This window comes from Pseudoalteromonas sp. Z1A6, from assembly GCF_011378745.1.
GTDB lineage: Bacteria > Pseudomonadota > Gammaproteobacteria > Enterobacterales > Alteromonadaceae > Pseudoalteromonas > Pseudoalteromonas arctica.
Genome location: NZ_WTKW01000722.1, coordinates 1 through 516, shown reverse-complemented (window position 1 = coordinate 516; position 516 = coordinate 1). Strand labels below are relative to the sequence as shown.

At 38.8% G+C, this 516-nt stretch carries 1 pseudogene; it reads right to left on the bottom strand.

From position 1 onward, the window contains the following. Positions 1–377, bottom strand: a pseudogene (locus GQR46_RS20500) (transposase); the annotation flags it as partial. Positions 378–516 lie beyond the last annotated feature (139 nt).

Here is a 516-nt window from a genome sequence, read left to right as displayed (position 1 = left end):
ACTGTTTGATTAAAAAAGATAAGTTCAACTTTACTTAGCTTTTCACCTTGTACATATTTTTGCGTTAGCAATGTGCCTTTACACAGTTTATGCCAACGAATAACAATCGCTTTATCATTTAACCTATTCGCTTTTTTATCATCAACGTACAACACTAAGTGGGTATGGTTACTCATTACGGCATAAGCACATACATCAATACAAAATACCTTGGCTAACTCAAGCAGCCTATCTTCAACCCAACCTCTGCGATGCTCAAAAGATTGGCCTGTAAAACGGTCTTCACCGCACAGGAAAGCACGCCGAACACATCGTGATATGCAGTGGTAGTATTTTGTATCAACCAAACTTACTTGACGCTTTCTTGCGATTGCCATAAGACACCCAGCTCACTTTTTACACTAAACAAAGGCTAGCCTCTAACTTCAAAAAGTGCAAAATTTAGGTTGGGTGTCACTGTTAATTTTTGCAAGGTACGATTTAAGCTCAAACGGCAGCCCTTTTGGCATAATTTGA